The sequence below is a fragment of the Cupriavidus sp. PB-02 genome, from assembly GCF_058252315.1.
This window is the reverse complement of the sequence record NZ_CM177694.1, coordinates 1,210,943-1,224,238: the sequence shown is the minus strand read 5'-3', so window position 1 is coordinate 1,224,238 and position 13,296 is coordinate 1,210,943. Positions and strand designations below refer to the sequence as shown.

Genomic DNA, 13,296 nt, shown 5'->3' with positions numbered 1-13,296 from the left:
CCGACGATGTTTCCCGTTCGCCCTCGCTTTCGCTACTGGCTGCAGCTCGCGCTCACGCTGACCGTCTGCCTGTTCATGATCGTGCCGGTCGTGCTGTCCGTGCTCGCCGGCCTCACCAACAATATCTTCGTCGGCCTTGCCAGCGGACTGACCACGCGCTGGATCGAGGAAGTCTGGTCGCTGTACCGCAACACCATCTTCCTCTCGCTGGGCATCGCGCTGGCGTGCCTCGCCTGCACGCTGGTGCTCGGCGTGCCCGCCGCCTACTACATGGCGCTGCGCCGCAACCGCGTGACGCGCCTGATCGAGGAACTGCTGATGCTGCCCGTGGCCATCCCCGGCCTGGCTACCGCGCTCGGCCTGATCCTGCTCTACGGCCAGTGGCAGGCACTGCGCACGAGCTGGGTCTTCATCCTGATCGGGCATGTACTGTTCACGCTGCCCTTCATGGTGCGCGCCGTGCTGGCGATCCTGTCAGCCATCGATATCCGCACACTCGAGGAAGCCGCCTCGAGCCTCGGCGCCGGCCGCATGCAGCGCTTCTTCACCGTGATCCTGCCCAACTGCCGCCAGGGCATCCTGGCCGGTGCGCTGATGGTGGTCACGCTGTCGGTCGGCGAGTTCAACCTGACCTGGATGCTGCACACACCGACCACGCAGACGCTGCCGGTCGGGCTGGCCGACAGCTATGCGTCGATGCGCCTGGAGATCGGCTCGGCCTACACCATCGTCTTCTTCGTCATGATCATTCCGCTGCTGGTGCTGATGCAGGCGCTGACCTCCATGGGCGCGCGCGCCCGCCGACATGCCCGCACCGACACGCCGGCGCCTGTCGCCGCGCCCACCCCGACCGCTCGGGCCGCCACCTCCACCGAGACCCGCCATGCATGAAGCCACCACCATCCGCCTGCGCCACTGCGGCAAGACCTTCGCCGACGGCGCGCCGGCATTGCAGCCGCTGGACCTCGACATCGGCGCGGCCGATACCCTGGTGCTGCTCGGCCCCTCCGGCTGCGGCAAGACCACCACGCTGCGCATCATCGCGGGACTGGAGTCGCCGGACGCCGGTGGCGAGGTCTGGTTCGGCGGCCTCAACGTGACCGCGCTGCCGATCGAAGAACGCGGCGTCGGCATGGTGTTCCAGAACTACGCGCTGTTTCCCAACATGACCGTTGCCGAGAACATCGGCTACGGCCTGCGCGTGCGCCGCGTCGATGCCGCCACACGGCGGCGCCGCGTCGACGACATGCTGGGCATGATGCATCTCGGGCCGTTCGCCGACCGCCGCGTCGACCAGCTCTCGGGCGGCCAGCGCCAGCGCGTGGCGCTAGCCCGCGCCATCGCCGTGCAGCCGCGCGTGCTGCTGCTGGATGAGCCCCTGACCGCGCTCGATGCCAAGCTGCGCGACACCCTGCGCGCCGACATCAACCAGCTGCTGCGCAGCCTGCGCATCACGGCCGTCTACGTGACGCACGATCAGGCCGAGGCCATGGCGCTCGGCGACCGTATCGTCGTCATGGAGCGGGGCCGTATCGCGCAGTCAGGCACGCCGCAGGAGATCTACCGGGCGCCGGGCAGCGCGTTCGTGGCGGACTTCATCGGCACGATGAACCGCCTGCCCGCCACGGCGGAGACCGGCGTCTGGCGCCTGCCCGGCGGCGCGTTGCCGCGTGCTGGCGCCGCTCCCGCCAGCGGCTGCGCCGAACTGATGTTCAGGCCAGAGGATGTGGCACTGGCGGAAGCGCATGACGCGCACCTGCTCGGTGCGGTCGTGACCGCGCTGTTCCTCGGCAACTGCACGCGGCTGCTGGTGGACGTTGGCGCCGGCGCGCCGCTGATCGTCGATACCACCCGGCGCGACGCCTGGCGCGCGGGCGACCGCGTCGGCCTGCGCATCGATACCGCCCATATGATCACGCTGGCGGAGGCCCAGGCAGCATGACAACGCCCTATCTCGTCGCGCACGTCACGGACCTGCACATCAAGGCCGCCGGCAAGCTGTCGTATCGCATGGTCGATACCGCTGGCGCGCTGCACCGCTGGATCGACACGCTGCTGGCCGCGCCGCAATGCGCGGACCTCGTCGTCATCACGGGCGACCTCGTCGACTTCGGCGCCGAAGCCGAATACCGCTTCCTGCGCAGCATCCTGCAACGGCTGCCGATGCCCTACCGGCTGCTGCCCGGCAACCACGACAGCCGCAATGCGCTGCGCGCGGTCTTTGCTGACCATGACTACCTGTTCGCCAATGGCGATGGCGAGGCACCGGTGCACTACGCGGTCGAAGCAGGGCCGCTGCGCATCGTGGGCTTCGATTGCACGGTACCGGGCAGGCCGGGCGGACGCGTCGATGCCGCGGCACTGCCGTGGCTGGAGGCGACACTCGCCGCGGCTCCGACCACGCCAACGCTGTTGCTGCTGCACCATCCGCCCTTCTATACGGGCATCGGGCATATGGACGAGCAAGGTCTGGAGAACGCCGCGACGCTCGAAGCTGTGGTGCGGCAGCATGCGCAGGTTGAGCGTGTGCTCTGCGGGCACCTGCACCGGCATATCACGCGGCGCTTCGGCGGCACCATCGCCATGACGGCGCCCGCGCCGGCGCATCAGGTAGCACTCGATCTCGATCCGCAAGCGCCGTCGCGTTTCCGCATGGAGCCGCCTGGCTACCTGCTGCACTGGTGGCATCCGCAGCATGGACTGGTGACACATGCGGCCGCGATTGGAGACCATGGGCCGGCACATCCGTTCTTCGATGCCGAGGGCAAGCTGATCGACTGAGTGTCACGCTGAAGCCATCGCGCTTGCCCTCCGAGGCGCGGACGACAACGCCCTACAGTCCCAGCGCCCGCCCGTCGCTGCGCGGGTCGTGCGCGCCGGTGAGCTGTCCGTCCGGATCGAGCCGGATCGCGCCCGGGTGGCCGGCAAGCTGGCTCTGTGCAGGAATCGGACTTAACTGATGTCCGCGCGATGCCAGTTCGCTGAACACCGGCACGCCGGCATCCTGTTCCAGCTTCAGGCTGTCGCGGCTGTCCGAGAAGGTCTTGCCCAGCAGGAAGCGCGGCCGGCCCAGTGCCGTCAGCGGATCCATGCCGTAGTCGATCATCCGGGTGAGCACCGCGGCCAGCGTCTGCGGCTGGCCGTCGGCACCTTGCGTGCCGTACAGCAGGCTGGGCCGTCCGTTCTTCAGGTAGATCCCGGGATTGAGCGTGTGGAATGGCCGCTTGCCGCCCCGCAGCACGTTGGGGCTCGCGGGGTCGAGGCTGAACGAGGCGCCACGGTTGTGCCAGAGCACGCCGGTGTCGCCGACGACGAGGCCGCTCCCCCAGTCGAAATAGACAGTCTGGAGCATGCTCACGCAGCGGCCGTCCTTGTCGGCGGCGCCGATGTACACCGTGTCGCCGGGCTTGAACACATGTGGCCACGGCATCGCCCGGTCCATGCGGATACGCTGCGCGTGGGCATCGAGATGCTGCCGGGACAGCAGGCGATCCAGCGGCACGTCGACAAAATCGGGATCGGCGACGTAGCGGTTCCGGTCCAGGAACGCCAGCTTGACCGCCTCGACCAGCAGGTGATAGTAGTCCGCGCTGCCTTCCGGGATGCCCGCCAGATCGAAACGGTCCAGGATCCCCATGATCTCCAGCGTGGTCACGCCTTGCGTGGGCGGACGCAGGCCAAGCAGCTCGCCACCGCGGTAGGCGACGCGCAGCGGCACTTCTTCCCGCGCCTGGCAACGCGCCAGGTCTTCGCTGCGCAACGGGGAGCCGGCCTTCGCCAACCCGGCGGCGAGCCGCCCCGCCACGTCGCCCTCATAGAACTCCCGCCCGCCCTGCGTCGCGACCCGGTCCAGGGTGCGGGCCAGTTCGGGCTGCCGGAACATTGCGCCGGGCTTCGGCATGTGTCCGTCCGGCATGAAGACCCGGCCGAAGCCGTTCCAGCCTGCCAGGTCCGCCGTGCGGAACTCTTGCCAGAAGCACTGTGAAGGCGTGACGGGAAACCCGTTGGCGGCGTACTCCGTTGCCCGCGCCAGCAAGCCGGACCAGGGCTGGGCACCGCCCCAGTGACTGCGGCTGAAGGCAAAGGCACGGTCCCAGATGGCAACGGTGGCCGCGGCAGTGAGGGCCGCGCCGGGCCCCCGCAGCGGAATGGCGCCGGCATAGCCCGGGGTCTGCGACGCGGCCTGACCGATGCCGGAAAACGTGCGCACGCTGCCGTCGCGATCGCTGACCACCAGGAAGGCATCGCCCCCCAGCCCGGTAAAGTGGGGATACGTCACGCTCAGCACCGCGCCGATGGCGATCGCTGCCTCGATGGCGTTGCCCCCGGCCTTCAGCACTTCCAGCCCCGCCTGGCTGGCGAGTTCATGCGGGCTCGTGACCATGCCCGCGGACGAACGTGCCAGGCCCGCGCGCCCGGCTGGCGGCGCCTCGTGTGCGACGGCAGGCAACACCGTGCTGCCCGCCAGCGCTGCAGAGCCGGCCAGGAATGTCCGGCGCGATGTGCCGGCACTGCAGCGATCCACTTCACTCAGATATTCCATACCCTCTTCCCCCGGAAACGCAGCAGCCGGGCAGCGCATTGCCTCCCTGCGCCGGCTGCCGTGATGTCGAATCAATGGTGGTGCCGGGGCCGTGTCGCCGCTTGCGCGAAACCCCGGCAGGACACGTCAGCTCAGGCCTCGCTCTTCCACATGCCACGGCTGACGGGTAGCGCCTTCCGGGGCGGCATAGCGCTGCTTGATCCACGCATATGCCGGTCCCAGCGCGTTCATGGCGACGACTGCACCGAGCGCGACGACCGGATCGCCCGGTACGGGACCAAAGCCACCGAACAGCGTGGCGAAGTACGAGGCAAAGCCGAAGAACATGCCGGGGATAAAGCGCAGCGTGGCGAACACGCGCGCGAGGAACATCATCGAGGCATTGAGCATGAACAGGATCACCATCTCCGCCACGATGAGGGCGGGCCCCGAGAACTGCTCGGCCGCCTGCCTGAAGCAGAGCACGATCACGAAGGCAAACAGCGAGCCCACCGGCAGGGTCGGCCATATCTTCTTCAGGTTCTCCGGCGTCGGCCCGCCCATGGCAAAGGTCGCGGCCCAACTGATGAAAATGGCCCATGGCGGCAGGTGCGAGGCGTGCGCGGCAATGGGAACCGTGGTGATGGCAAGCAGTGAAGCCACGACTTCGGCAGGCAGCTTTCTCATGATCGTCTCCTTGTTGGACTGGCGTGGCGTCAGTGCGCGCAGCACCCGTGCCGGTGGATTTCACAGCGATGCTGGGTGACTACGGTGATCTTTCCGCGCTTCACCACCCACAGGCGCGGGGGGATATCGATCAGCACATCCGCCACCTTGAAGGTGTCGAGGATCACCAGGTCAGCCTGCCGGCCGACCGCCAGGCCGTAGGTCTCGTGCAGCCCGATGGCGCGCGCCGCGTTGTGCGTGCCCATGTCGAGCACCGCCAGCTGGTGCTCCGGCACGCCGAACTGGGCCACGTGCGCGAGCATGTTGCCGATCTGCAGCATGTCTGCCTTGCCGAACGGCGTGAACGCATTGCGGATGTTGTTCGAGGAATACGCCACGTTGACCCCGCCGCTGTGCAGGGCCTTCACCGGCGCGAGCCCGCGGCGCTGGTTCTGTACGTCCTTGCGCCCGCCCAGGTAGAGATCGGTGGCGGGCAGCGTGACGATGCTGATGCCGGCCTCGCGTATCTGCCCGATCAGCGGCTGCAGCTGATCCGCGTCGAGCGCGCCGAGGCTGGTGACATGGCCCAGCGAGACGCGTCCCTGGTAGCCGGCCTCGATCGTTTTCTGCGCGATGTACGACACCGCGGCAAAGCGCTGGTCGCCGGTGTCGTCGGCGAAGTCGGCATGCATGTCGACCGGCGCGTCATACCGTTGCGCCAGCTCGAAGACCATGTCGATATGCCGCACAGTGTCGGCCCAGGTCAGCTCGTTGTACGGGCAGCCGCCCACCACGTCGGCGCCCATGTCCATGGCCTCCATCATCAGCTCGCGAGTGCCCTGGGACTTCAGGATGCCCTCTTGCGGGAAGGCCACGATCTGCAGGTCGAGCAGGTCCTGGTACTCCGCCTTCAGTTCCAGCAGCGTCTCCACCCCGATCAGCCCCTGGATCAGGTCGACATCGGGGTGGGCGCGGATGGCCACGGTGCCGTGCCTGACCGCCATGTCCAGCACCTGCCGGGAGCGGTCCAGCACGTCCTGGCGCTGCTGCTTGCTCTTCAGGATGCCGGTGACGCGGATGGCCTCGTCCAGCGTGCCGAAGCGCGCCGGCAGCCGGCGGTGCAGCAGGGCCTTGTCCAGGTGGAGGTGGGGCTCGACCAGCCCCGGGATGGCCGCGCGCCCGCCGGCCTCGATCACTGCATGCGCCGGCGCGTCGATGCCGGGTTCCATCGCGGCAATGCGGCCGTCGCGGATGGCGATATCGGTAAGGGGTGCGTCGTCGTGGACGCAGGCGTCCCGGATCAGCAGATCCAGTTGCATGGCTTGTCTCCTCAGGTCTCTTTTTTCGGGACGAAGCCATGCGGTATCGCTGCCGCCCTCCAAATGAAGCGGCTTTGGGGGCGGCCTGCCGCGGGGTCATGCGCGGCGGAAACGGGGGCTTCGTGATCTGAAGCGTAGGTGCAGGGGCGGCAGCGCTACATCAGGATCGGCTGAATTGGACCTAAGGATTCGCTTAGACGCACCGCACAAACTAGGCAGCGTCACCCGCTTCGGCGAGCAGTCCGTGACGGATGGCGTAATGCACCAACCCTGCTGTCGAGGAGATATCCATCTTGCCCAGGATATTGGCCTTGTGGGTGCTCACCGTCTTCGCGCTGAGCGACAGCGCCACGGCAATCTCATTGATGCCCAGCCCCTCGGCCAGCATCTGGAACACCTGCAGTTCGCGCGCCGTCAGCCGTGCATGCGGCAACACGGCCTCCGGCTGCCGGGCCTGCATGACCAGGCGGTCGGCGATCGTGGGCGAGACCACGGTGCCGCCTCGCGCCACTTTGCGGATGGCGCCGAGCAGTTGGTCCGACTCGACATTCTTGGTCAGGTAGCCGGCCGCGCCCGCGCGGATGGCCTGGACGGCATACTGCGACTCGCGGTACATGCTCAGGACCAGGATGGGGAGCGCGGGATGGCTGGCCCGGATCTGCTGGATCAGCAGGATGCCGCTCCTTCCCGGCATCGACATATCCAGCAACAGCACATCGGGCACGTCCAGGCGCAGCAGCGACAGCACCTCGTGGCCGTCGGCTGCCTCGCCGACCACCTGCATGTCCTGCACGGTGGAAATGATCTTCTTCAGCCCATCGCGGATGATGGTGTGGTCGTCGGCAAGCGTGATGCGGATCATCTGGTGCCTCCCTTGCCGGAGCAGCCGGTATTGGGTATCTGCGCTTCGACCCGTGTGCCCCCGCCCTTCTCGCTGGTCACCGCAAGCTTGCCGCCCAGCATCAGCGCGCGCTCGCGCATGCCCACCAGGCCCAGGCTGCGCCGGTGCCCGGTCTTCGACGCATCGATGCCGCGCCCGTTGTCGGAGACCACCAGCCGCAGGACTCCGCCGGTGTCGTTGAGTTCAACCAGCACGCGATCCGCGCGGCCGTGGCGGCAGGCATTGGTCAGCGCTTCCTGTGCAATGCGAAACACCGCGGTGCTGACCTCGGCGCTGATCTCGCCGACGGGCTGCAGCGCCAGCTCGCAGGTAATGCCGCCACGCTCGCGCTCGGAGAGCGATTCGGCCAGCCACTCGATCGCCGCGTTCAGGCCCAGCTCATCCAGCAGCGGCGGCCGCAGGTCCGCCGCGATGCGCTGCACCGCATCCACCGTCGAATCCGCGATCTCCTTGAGCATCTGCACATGCTTGCGGCACGCTTCGTCGGCATCGGGGCCTTGCTGCGCCTCGATGTAACTGAGCCCGAGGCGCAACGCCGTCAGCGACTGGCCCAGTTCATCGTGCAGTTCGCGTGAAATGCGGGTGCGCTCGGCCTCGCGCACGGACTGCAGGTAGGCGGAGAGCTCGCGCAGTTGCGCGCGCGACGCCAGTAGCTCCTGCCTGGTTTGCTCGCCCTTCTCCACTTCGGCAAGCAGCGCCTGCTCGGAGCGCTTCCGGTCCGTGATATCCCGCGAAATGCCCACCGTGCCGACGACCTCGCCATCCCGGCCGCGAACCGGCATCTTGATCGTATCGAACCAGCGCAGACTCCCGTCCCTGGCATGGCGGCTTTCCTCGTAGCGCCGGCGGATACCGCTGGCCACCACGGCCTTGTCGGTGCGCAGGTACACCTGCCCCCAGTCCTCTGACCAGACCTGGTCCGGCGTGCGGCCAAGGATCTCGGCCTCGCTCCGCCCGCATGCGGCCATGAAGGCGTCATTGACGAGGATGTAGCGCGAGCTGACGTCCTTCAGCCAAGCCTGGTCCGGGATGTTGTTCAGTATGGCCCGCTGCAGGTCGACATCCATGTCTCCTCCTTGTCAGTGCTCGCCATTCATCGCAGGCAGGCATGGGGTCATGCGTTGTGCTCATCAAGTGGCATGGCGTGCCTGCGCTCCCCGCAGACTATAGCCAGTGGGCGCTGGCAATGCTCTTGTCGTTTTCCTGAATGGATGCACGGATGGGGGGCCTGCTGCTCGCGCCGACCCGCAGCCATGCCTGCCTTCCCGCACGCGGTCGGACAGCCCCCGCCATCCGGGCCGCTACAGGATTTCCATGATTGACGGCCCCGCACGCCACCGCTCCGCCCGGCGCACCGCGGTACGCGCCCGCGCGGCGGTTTCTGGTCCCAGCGAATCCCGGCAACTGGACCTATTGGCCAGGGACAGCCCTCACCTATAAAGCCGGAACACCCAACACCTTTTCCCTCTCGAGGAGCACAACCATGCGGTGGATCAAGCAAATCGCGACCTATGTCGCCCTGGTAGCGGCGCTGGCGCCGGCCGCACACGCGCAAAGCAAGAATGTAGTGATTGCTTACCAGGACATGGTGGTGCCCTGGCGCTACGCGCAGGACATGAAGGAACTGGAAAAGCAGACCGGCTACACGGTTTCATTCCGCCAGTTCGGCGGCGGCGGCGATGTGATCCGCGCCATGGCATCGGGCCAGATCGCCATTGGCGAGGCGGGCACTTCGCCGATCGCTTCGGCCTTGTCGCAAGGACTGGACGTCGAACTGTTCTGGATCCTGGACGACATCAACGCGGCAGAAGCGATGGTCGTGCGAAATGGCAGCAAGATCGCCAGCGTGGCGGACTTGAAGGGCAAGCGCGTGGGTGTGCCGTTCGTGTCGACTACGCACTACCACACGCTGGTCGCACTGGAACGCGCCAAAATTAATCCGAAGGACGTACGCATCGTCAATATGCGCCCACCCGAGGTCGCGGCCGCATGGGAGCGCGGCGACATCGACGCCACCTTTATCTGGGACCCGGTGCTGGCCAAGCTCAAGCAGTCAGGCACCGTGCTGACGACCTCGGGGCAAATCGCCGCCGATACCGGCAAGGCCACCTTCGACGGCATGATCGCCAACAAGAAGTTCGCGCGTGAAAACCCGGAGTTCATGGTCAAGCTGGTGCGCGTGCTCGCCGCCGCCGACGAAAATTATCGCAAGAACAAGGCTGCCTGGACCGCCGACTCGCCAATGGTGAAGGCCGTGGCCAAGATGTCCGGCGCCAAGGCTGAGTCGGTGCCCGCGAGCATGGCGTTGTACGCGTTCCCCACGTTGCAGGAGCAGGTCTCGGAACGCTGGCTGGGCGGCGGTGCGGCGCGTGCGCTGCAGTCCGCGGCGCAGTTCCTCAAGGAGCAGGGCACGATCCAGACCGTTCTGCCGGACTATGGGCCGGGGGTCAACGCGGAATGGGCGAAGCGCGCGCTGCGCTGACGCCGCGACCGTGTCACTGAAGATAGCTGCCGTGCGCAAGGCCAATCCCGGCACGGCAGCCCCGAAAGTCCTGTTGCGGAAGCCCCTCATGTACAAACTCGAAATCGACAATCTCAGTGTCAACTACGGCACCGCAGGCGGCGCCAAGACGCTGGCGCTGTCACAAGTCAACCTCACCATGGAGCGCGGCGATTTCGTCGTCGCGCTGGGTGCCTCCGGCTGCGGCAAGACCACCTTGCTGTCGTGCATCGCGGGCTTCATGGAACCATCGGAAGGCGAAATCCGCCTGTGCGGCAAGGCTGTACACGGACCCGGTGCCGAACGCGGCGTGGTGTTCCAGAAGCATGCCCTGATGCCGTGGCTCAGCGTGGCGGACAACGTTGCGCTGGGATTGCGCCTGCGCGGCGTGGCGCGTGCCGAGCGGCTACGGGTCGCGCACGAGAAGCTGGCGGCGGTCGGACTGCAAGCGGTAGCCGACAAGCCGGTCTACCAGCTCTCAGGCGGCATGCAGCAGCGCGTCGGGATTGCCCGCGCGCTCGCCAGCGATCCGGCGGTGATGCTGATGGACGAGCCGCTTGGCGCGCTCGACGCGCTGACGCGCGAATCGATCCAGGGGCTGATCCTGAAGCTCTGGGCCAAGGAACAGAAGATCGTCTTCTTTATCACGCACAGCGTGGAAGAAGCGCTGTTCCTGGGCACGCGGCTGATTGTGATGACGCCCTCGCCCGGCCGCATCGCCCATACCTATGAGCTGCCGTTCGCGCGGCGCTACATCGAGTCCGGGGATGCGCGCGCGGTCAAGTCCGACCCCGAATTCATCCGCTATCGCGAAGAGATCGTCGATCTGATCCATGCCACCGCCTGAGGAACACGAGATGCCCGCTTCCGTCCAACGCATCGAACCCACGCCACGCGCCCCGGCCATTGCCGCAGCCGGCGCGGGCCAGCACATGAAGACCGTCTCAGGCTACCGCCTGCCCGGAGAGGGATCCAGTTCGCGCATCTCCACCGTCACCGTGGTCCTGCTGCTTGCGCTGTGGTGGATTGCCAGCCATCTGCGCTGGCTGCCGCCGCTGTTCCTGCCTACGCCGGAGTCCATCCTCACCGCCTTCATCGATGCCTGGCAGGGCAACCTGCAAGGCGGCCAGCCGCTGACCGAACACTTCACGGCCAGCATGCTGCGCGTGTTCGGCGCGTTCGGGCTGGCGGTGGTCACGGCAGTACCGATCGGCGTGATGATGGGCGTATCGCGGATCGCGCGCGGCATCTTCGACCCGCCGATCGAGTTCTACCGTCCCCTGCCGCCGCTGGCTTACCTGCCGCTGATCGTGATCTGGTTCGGCATCGATGAGACCTCGAAGGTGCTGCTGATTTTCCTGGCCTGCTTCGCGCCGCTGGCTATGTCGGCCCAGGCGGGCGTGCGCTCGGTCACCATCGAGCAGATCAACGCGGCCTACTCGATGGGTGCCTCGCCATGGCAGGTGGTCCGCCATGTGGTGATACCCGCCGCGCTGCCCGATATCCTTACTGGGATGCGCATTGCCATCGGCTTCGGCTGGACCACCCTGGTCGCCGCTGAAATGGTGGCGGCTACCGCCGGTCTGGGCCAGATGGTGCTCAATGCGTCCAACTTCCTGCGTACCGACGTGGTGATCATGGGCATCGTGCTGATCGGCCTGATCGCCTACGTGTTCGACCTGCTGATGCGCAAGATGGCGAAGTGGCTGGTGCCCTGGAAGGGAAGGATGTGAGGTGCGCGAGGCCCGGGATCCGACGCACCGAGGTCGGCGCTTGCGGATTCCGGCCTGGTGGAATTCCTTTCAAGATTCGCTGCGGTGTGCTTGACTGTCAACGGTGGACGGTTGACTGACACGAATCCATAGCCCGTCCCCGCAATCGGGAGGGGAATGATGGAGCAACTGCTGATTGACTCGGTTGTATTCCTCGCCGCGGCAATGATCGCGGTGCCGCTGTCGGTACGCCTTGGCTTCGGCTCCGTCCTGGGCTACCTGCTGGCTGGCGTGGTGATCGGTCCGTGGGGGCTGAGGCTGGTCACCGATGTCGATTCGATCCTGGACGTGTCCGAACTGGGCATTGTGCTGATGATGTTTATCATCGGCATCGAAATGGACATCGAGAAACTGTGGGCGATGCGCCGCTCCATTTTTGGCTACGGCGGGATCCAGGTAGCGCTATGTGCGGTGCTGCTGGCGGCCATTTTCACGATCTTTGGCGCGCCATGGCGCGTTGGCGTTGCCGCCGGATTCGCGCTCTCGCTGTCATCCACCGCGATGGTGATTGCGATCCTCGAACAGAATCGCCTGATGGATACGCCGGTCGGCCAGGCCAGTTTCGGCATCCTGCTGTTTCAGGATATTGCCGCCATTCCGATGATTGCACTGATGCCGCTGCTCGCCCCGATGCCAGCGGAAGCGAGCGCCCCGGCTGGCTGGATCATGGCGATGAAAGCGCTGGCCATGATCGCGGCCGTTGTGATCGGCGGGCGCTTTGTTTTGAAACACGCGCTGCGCATCATTCAGCGGAGCGGGACGCGCGAGATATTCACCGTTTTCGCGCTGCTCTGGGTCATAGGTATCGCCTTGCTCATGCACCTGGTCCACCTGTCGATGTCACTCGGTGCGTTCGTGGCCGGGATGCTTTTGGCAGGGTCCGAATTCCGTCACGAGATCGAATCTGACATGGCCCCCTTCAAGGGCATTCTGCTCGGCCTGTTTTTTATCGCAGTCGGCATGTCGATTGATTTTAGCGTCGTGGCGGACAAGCCATTGCTGGTTGCGGTGCTGGTTTTCGCGCTTGTCGCAGGCAAGCTCGCGGCACTGAGGTTCCTGGCTAACCGGATCAATCTGCCGCGAGAACAGCGCGCATACTTCGCGATTCTGCTTTCACAGGGAGGGGAGTTCGCCTTTGTCGTGATGGCGGCCGCACAGGCTGCTCGCTTGCTTGATGCCGAGCAGCTATCCGTCGTCACGGTGGTAGTCGCGCTATCGATGGCTACGACCCCACTGCTGCTGCTTGCTCATCGCAAGCTGATGGTGGTGCGTGCCACCGAGGAGGCGTGAGCTGGATATCGGCGTGACGCCTTGCCCGCCGTGCCCGACCGGGCGCGCGTAATCACTGCCGGCTCCAGTCGCATGTGCAAGGGACACATGCGTCGCACGGCAGGAATCCGGAACCAGAAAAAACAAAACCCCGGAAGACCGCGATCTTCCGGGGTTCGCCGCCATTGCTGGCGGAGACGGAGGGATTCGAACCCTCGATCCAGGTTTTGGCCCAGATGCTCCCTTAGCAGGGGAGTGCCTTCGACCTCTCGGCCACGTCTCCCAAACTTGCGTTGTGTGAGGGAGCCACACAACGAAGCGCGTATTCTAGCGGCGCCGCGCGGGTT

At 66.3% G+C, this 13,296-nt stretch carries 12 protein-coding genes and 1 tRNA gene; 7 read left to right on the top strand and 6 right to left on the bottom strand.

Going from position 1 to position 13,296, the window contains the following annotated elements; all coding sequences use genetic code 11:
- Positions 1 to 6: 6 nt before the first annotated feature.
- From AC10V3_RS05845 to AC10V3_RS05835, 3 genes are read left to right on the top strand one after another with little or no spacing between them, the layout of a single operon-like run.
- On the top strand, positions 7 to 891 hold the full coding sequence (locus tag AC10V3_RS05845; protein WP_022534242.1) for an ABC transporter permease: 885 nt from the start codon (positions 7 to 9) through the stop codon (positions 889 to 891).
- On the top strand, positions 884 to 1,942 hold the full coding sequence (locus tag AC10V3_RS05840) for an ABC transporter ATP-binding protein (protein ID WP_022534241.1): 1,059 nt from the start codon (positions 884 to 886) through the stop codon (positions 1,940 to 1,942). The genes AC10V3_RS05845 and AC10V3_RS05840 overlap by 8 nt, the downstream gene beginning before the upstream one ends.
- Complete coding sequence (locus tag AC10V3_RS05835) at positions 1,939 to 2,781, top strand: phosphodiesterase (RefSeq protein WP_490923258.1); 843 nt, start codon at positions 1,939 to 1,941, stop codon at positions 2,779 to 2,781. Before AC10V3_RS05840 ends, AC10V3_RS05835 begins: the two co-directional genes overlap by 4 nt.
- A 52-nt stretch (positions 2,782 to 2,833) precedes the next feature.
- Here the strand turns inward: AC10V3_RS05835 and AC10V3_RS05830 are convergent, their stop codons facing one another.
- The 5 genes from AC10V3_RS05830 to AC10V3_RS05810 all read right to left on the bottom strand — a co-directional run bounded on the left by AC10V3_RS05830 (position 2,834) and on the right by AC10V3_RS05810 (position 8,475).
- Positions 2,834 to 4,543, bottom strand: coding sequence for a gamma-glutamyltransferase family protein (locus AC10V3_RS05830; RefSeq protein ID WP_490923256.1), 1,710 nt, complete (start codon positions 4,541 to 4,543; stop codon positions 2,834 to 2,836).
- A 126-nt stretch (positions 4,544 to 4,669) separates the two neighbouring features.
- Positions 4,670 to 5,209: a DUF1097 domain-containing protein gene (locus AC10V3_RS05825; RefSeq protein ID WP_022534238.1), complete on the bottom strand. Its 540-nt coding sequence runs from the start codon at positions 5,207 to 5,209 to the stop codon at positions 4,670 to 4,672.
- A gap of 29 nt (positions 5,210 to 5,238) precedes the next feature.
- Positions 5,239 to 6,507 (bottom strand): amidohydrolase family protein, encoded by a 1,269-nt coding sequence (locus AC10V3_RS05820; RefSeq protein ID WP_349609392.1) that lies wholly within the window; start codon positions 6,505 to 6,507, stop codon positions 5,239 to 5,241.
- Between the two features lie 211 nt (positions 6,508 to 6,718).
- Positions 6,719 to 7,369 (bottom strand): response regulator, encoded by a 651-nt coding sequence (locus tag AC10V3_RS05815; protein ID WP_022534236.1) that lies wholly within the window; start codon positions 7,367 to 7,369, stop codon positions 6,719 to 6,721.
- Positions 7,366 to 8,475: a PAS domain-containing sensor histidine kinase gene (locus tag AC10V3_RS05810; protein ID WP_022534235.1), complete on the bottom strand. Its 1,110-nt coding sequence runs from the start codon at positions 8,473 to 8,475 to the stop codon at positions 7,366 to 7,368. The genes AC10V3_RS05815 and AC10V3_RS05810 overlap by 4 nt, the downstream gene beginning before the upstream one ends.
- Before the next feature lie 416 nt (positions 8,476 to 8,891).
- Here AC10V3_RS05810 and tauA point away from each other — a divergent pair, with 416 nt between their 5' ends.
- The 4 genes from tauA (at position 8,892) to AC10V3_RS05790 (ending at position 12,970) form a co-directional block, all read left to right on the top strand.
- Positions 8,892 to 9,890, top strand: a complete 999-nt coding sequence (tauA, locus tag AC10V3_RS05805) for a taurine ABC transporter substrate-binding protein (protein WP_022534234.1) — start codon at positions 8,892 to 8,894, stop codon at positions 9,888 to 9,890.
- A gap of 88 nt (positions 9,891 to 9,978) precedes the next feature.
- The gene (locus AC10V3_RS05800) at positions 9,979 to 10,755 is read left to right on the top strand and encodes a taurine ABC transporter ATP-binding protein (protein ID WP_022534233.1); all 777 of its coding nucleotides are present in this window, start codon (positions 9,979 to 9,981) and stop codon (positions 10,753 to 10,755) included.
- A 10-nt stretch (positions 10,756 to 10,765) separates the two neighbouring features.
- A complete protein-coding gene (locus AC10V3_RS05795; protein WP_041680980.1) occupies positions 10,766 to 11,641 on the top strand; it encodes an ABC transporter permease subunit in 876 nt (291 codons plus the stop codon).
- A gap of 159 nt (positions 11,642 to 11,800) precedes the next feature.
- Positions 11,801 to 12,970 carry a monovalent cation:proton antiporter-2 (CPA2) family protein gene (locus AC10V3_RS05790; protein ID WP_041681295.1) on the top strand — a complete coding sequence of 390 codons (1,170 nt, stop codon included), beginning with the start codon at positions 11,801 to 11,803 and terminating at the stop codon, positions 12,968 to 12,970.
- Positions 12,971 to 13,138: 168 nt separating this feature from the next.
- Here the strand turns inward: AC10V3_RS05790 and AC10V3_RS05785 are convergent.
- A tRNA-Ser gene (locus tag AC10V3_RS05785) sits at positions 13,139 to 13,232 on the bottom strand.
- Positions 13,233 to 13,296 lie beyond the last annotated feature (64 nt).